The following is a 3,669-nucleotide window of genomic DNA, read 5'->3' as shown; positions in this document are numbered from 1 at the left end:
CTGAAGGGGGACACCGTGTCTGCTTATTCCGACCTCGAAATCCGTTTCCTGCGCCTCTACCGCTTCGAGCACCTCGGCTCGATCGTCGGCTGGGACCAGGCCGCCAACATGCCCTCCGGCGGCGTTGATGCCCGTGCCGCGGCGATGGCCGAACTCGACGGCCTGCTGCATGCCCAGCGCACCGACCCCGCGCTGGCCGCCCTGCTGCGCCAGGCCGAGGACGAGACGCTGTCCGACTGGCAGCGCGCCAACCTGCGCGAGATGCGCCGCGACTGGCTCGCCGCCAACGCGCTGCCGGCCGCGCTGGTCGAGCGCCGCACGCTGGCCACCGCCCGCTGCGAGCACGCCTGGCGCCAGCAGCGGCCCGCCAACGACTGGGCTGGCTTCGCCGAGAACTTCCGGCCGGTCGTGCAGATTGCCCGCGAGGAGGCGATGCACCTGGCCGAGGCGACTGGCCTGATGCCCTACGACGCACTGATGGACCGCTTCGAGCCGGGCATGACCAGCGCCGAGGTGGAGCGCGTTTTCGGCGACCTGAAGACCTGGCTGCCCGGCCTGATCCGGGACGTGCAGGCGCGCCAGCAGGCCGCGCCGCCCGTGCTGCAGCCGGTCGGGCCGTTCCCGCTGCCGCAGCAGAAGGCGCTGAGTCTGGCGGTGATGCAGCGGCTCGACTTCGACTTCGACGGTGGCCGCCTCGACGAGAGCACGCACCCCTTCTCCGGCGGCGTGCCCGAGGACGTGCGGCTGACGACCCGCTATGCGCTGGACAACCTGATGTCGAGCCTGATGGGCACGGTGCATGAAACCGGCCACGCCCGCTATGAACAAGGCTTGCCGCGCGAGTGGCTGGGCCAGCCGATCGCCCGTGCGCGCTCCTACGGTCTGCACGAGAGCCAGAGCCTGTCGTTCGAGATGCAGCTCGGCGCGCACCCCGGTTTCGTGGCGCAACTGGTGCCGCTGATGGTCGAGCACTTCGGCCCGCAGCCGGCGTTCACGGTCGAGAACCTGACGCGCCTGGCCACGCGGGTCGAACCGGGGTTGATCCGCGTCGATGCCGACGAGGTGACCTACCCGGCGCATGTCATCCTGCGTTTCGAGATCGAGCGGGCGCTGATCGAAGGCGTGATCGACGTGGACGACATCCCCGCGCTGTGGGACGAGAAGATGATGGCCTACCTCGGGCGTGACACGCGGGGCGACTACCGCAACGGCCCGATGCAGGACGTGCATTGGCCGTCCGGCTCGTTCGGTTATTTCCCTTGCTACACGCTCGGGGCGATGTACGCGGCGCAGTGGTTTGCGACGATGCGCCGGCAGATGCCGAACCTCGACGAGCGCATCGCGGCGGGGGATCTGAACCCGGTGTTCGATTGGCTCAAGGACCACGTCTGGCGGCAGGGTTCCCGGTGGGAGACGCCGGAGCTGACGCGGCGGGCCAGTGGCGAGGCGCTGAACCCGGCGCATTTCCGGGCGCATCTGGAGGGGCGGTACCTGGGCTGACCACCCCACCGCGGGAGACCGTTTACTTCGACGCAGCCAGCTTGGTGACGGTGTACTGCCCCCCCACCTTGTCGGCGTCGAACTTCACCTTGTCGCCCACCTTCACGGCGTCCAGCATCCCGGCGTCCTGCACGCGGAACACCATCGTCATCGGAGGCATGTCGAGGTTCTTGATCTCGCCGTGCTTGAGCGTGATCTTCTGCTGTGGCTTGTCGATCTTCATCACCTCGGCGTCGGTGCTCTGGGCGTGCGCGGGCAGCGCGGCGAACAGGGCGGTGGCGGTGAGGGCGAGCGCGGCGGTCCAGCGGGTACGGGTCATGGCAATTTCTCCTTGCTGTGCATCAACGGATCAGCGGGCTTTCGAGGGGACACGCTGGCTGACACGGATGTCGCCAACCATGCCCGCCTGGTAGTGCCCCGCCATCAGGCAGGCGAAGCGGAAATCCCCTGCCCGGTTGAAGGTCCAGACGATTTCGCCCGACTTGCCCGGCGGCACATGCGCCATGTACGGCTCGTCGTGTTCCATGTCCGGGAACTTGACCATCAGCGCGGCGTGCTCCTCCAGCACGGGCGGCGTGCCGATCACCATCTCGTGCATCAGCTTGCCGGTGTTGCGGATCGACAGCCGCACCGTGTCGCCTTCCTTCACCTCGATGTTGCCGGGGTGGAAGCGCATGTCGTCGCCCATCGTGACCTTGATGGTGCGGCGGGCGGCGCGGGGTTCGGCGGCGATGCCCCAGTCTTTCTGTTCCTTGCGGACGGGGCCGGCGTGGTGGGGCTGGGCGCCGTGGGCTTGCACGGTATCCGGCGCGGTCAGGCCGATGCACAGGGCGCAGCAGGCGGCGAGGAAGGTGGTGGTTGCAGTGAATCGCATGGTGGTGGGTCTCGTGTTGGCGTGTTGCCGTGTTGTTCAGTGGTGCTTGTGATCGACCGGCTTGCGCACGCGCACGGTCGTGTCGGTGGGGGCTGGTTCTGCCGAGGCAGCCTTGACGGGTTCGGGCAGCGGCTCGCCGGTCCATTCATGGGCGACGGTGCCCTTGGGGTGCTTGAACCAGCCGGGGTCGCTGTAGTCACCCGGTTTCTGGTCGCGCCGTACCTTCAGCATGCTGAACATTCCGCCCATCTCCACGCCGCCGAACGGCCCTTCGCCGGTCATCATCGGCGCGGTGTTGTCGGGCAGCGGCATCTCCATCTCGCCCATGTCGGCCATGCCGCGCTCGCCCATGACCATGTAGTCGGGGATGAGCTTGTTGATCTTCTTCGCCAACCCACTGTGATCGACGCCGATCATCGTCGGCACGTTGTGGCCCATCGCGTTCATCGTGTGGTGGCTCTTGTGGCAGTGGAAGGCCCAGTCGCCCTCTTCGCTGGCGACGAACTCGATCTGCCGCATCTGGCCCACCGCCACGTCGGTCGTCACCTCGGGCCAGCGCGCCGACTTCGGCACCGGCCCGCCATCCGTGCCCGTGACCTCGAACTCGTGGCCGTGCAGGTGGATCGGGTGGTTGGTCATCGTCAGGTTGCCGACGCGGATGCGCACCCGGTCGCCCTGGCGGACGTTCAGCGAATCCAGGCCGGGGAAGAGCCTGCTGTTCCACGCCCAGAGGTTGAAGTCGAGCATGGTCATGATCTTCGGCGTCGCGCTGCCCGGATCGATGTCGAAGGCGTTGAGCAGGAAGCAGAAATCGCGGTCGGCGTTCTCGATCAGCGGGTGCCGGCCCTTGGCGTCGAGCTTCGGGTGCGTGATCCACAGGCCCATCATGCCCATCGCCATCTGCGTCATCTCGTCGGCGTGGGGGTGGTACATGAAGGTGCCGGGGCGGCGGGCCTCGAACTCGTAGACGAAGGTTTTCCCTGGTGGGATCGACGGCTGTGTCAGACCCGAAACGCCGTCCATGCCGTTGGGCAGGCGCTGACCATGCCAGTGGACGGCGTGGTGCTCGGGCAGCTTGTTGGTGACGAAGATGCGCACGCGGTCGCCCTCGACCACCTCGATGGTCGGCCCCGGCGACTGGCCGTTGTAGCCCCACAGGTGGGCGTTGAAGCCGGGCGTCATCTCGCGCACGACGGGTTCGGCGACGAGGTGGAACTCCTTGACACCGTTGTTCAGGCGCCAGGGCAGGCTCCAGCCGTGCAGCGTGACGACCGGGTGATACGGGCGGCCGTCGG

At 67.7% G+C, this 3,669-nt stretch carries 4 protein-coding genes; 1 reads left to right on the top strand and 3 read right to left on the bottom strand.

Going from position 1 to position 3,669, the window contains the following annotated elements:
* Complete coding sequence (locus QZW52_RS18925; protein ID WP_294001639.1) at nucleotides 1–1,500, top strand: carboxypeptidase M32; 1,500 nt, start codon at nucleotides 1–3, stop codon at nucleotides 1,498–1,500.
* Nucleotides 1,501–1,522: 22 nt separating this feature from the next.
* Here the strand turns inward: QZW52_RS18925 and QZW52_RS18920 are convergent, their stop codons facing one another.
* The 3 genes from QZW52_RS18920 to QZW52_RS18910 form a co-directional block, all read right to left on the bottom strand.
* The gene (locus tag QZW52_RS18920) at nucleotides 1,523–1,819 is read right to left on the bottom strand and encodes a copper-binding protein (RefSeq protein WP_294001637.1); all 297 of its coding nucleotides are present in this window, start codon (nucleotides 1,817–1,819) and stop codon (nucleotides 1,523–1,525) included.
* 30 nt (nucleotides 1,820–1,849) lie between these two features.
* The gene (locus tag QZW52_RS18915; RefSeq protein ID WP_294001635.1) at nucleotides 1,850–2,374 is read right to left on the bottom strand and encodes a cupredoxin domain-containing protein; all 525 of its coding nucleotides are present in this window, start codon (nucleotides 2,372–2,374) and stop codon (nucleotides 1,850–1,852) included.
* 36 nt (nucleotides 2,375–2,410) lie between these two features.
* Nucleotides 2,411–3,669 (bottom strand): multicopper oxidase family protein (locus QZW52_RS18910; RefSeq protein ID WP_294001633.1); only part of this gene is annotated, 1,259 nt, incomplete at its 5' end.

The sequence above is a fragment of the Sphaerotilus sp. genome, assembly GCF_013299175.1.
GTDB lineage: Bacteria > Pseudomonadota > Gammaproteobacteria > Burkholderiales > Burkholderiaceae_C > Sphaerotilus.
This window is presented reverse-complemented; position numbering and strand designations above follow the sequence as displayed.

Bases quoted from the DNA above. Each gene is read 5' to 3' on its own strand.
- QZW52_RS18920 (WP_294001637.1), bottom strand. From the start codon at position 1,819: ATGACCCGTACCCGCTGGACCGCCGCGCTCGCCCTCACCGCCACCGCC.
- QZW52_RS18915 (WP_294001635.1), bottom strand. From the start codon at position 2,374: ATGCGATTCACTGCAACCACCACCTTCCTCGCCGCCTGCTGCGCCCTG.